Here is a 255-nt window from a genome sequence, read left to right as displayed (position 1 = left end):
CTTTTGCTGATGAAGACCCCCCTGAAAAAATTCCTCAAAGGATAATAGATTTAGCAAATCACAACATTAGACCTAGAAATGAAGACCCTAAGAGTAAAGTAATGTTAAACAGTAAAGATATCAAAAATTTAATATCAACAGAAGAAGATACAATATTAGATGTTGTAAAAATAGCTGAAAATAAAGATTCAGAAACATTTGACGCAACTGTAATAGTAACTAGAGCTATACTTAACAAATATCAGGAAGAAATAC

Annotated in this window: 1 protein-coding gene; it reads left to right on the top strand. The window is 29.4% G+C overall.

The window, feature by feature from the left end; genetic code table 11:
* Positions 1–255: hypothetical protein (locus tag IC173_RS21090; protein ID WP_227856218.1), on the top strand; the 255-nt coding region annotated here is incomplete at both ends.

Origin of the sequence: Clostridioides sp. ES-S-0048-02 (assembly GCF_020658495.1) — a bacterium.
Taxonomy (GTDB): Bacteria; Bacillota; Clostridia; order Peptostreptococcales; family Peptostreptococcaceae; genus Clostridioides.
Note: the sequence above shows the minus strand (reverse complement) of the source record. Positions and strands in the feature narration are given on the sequence as shown.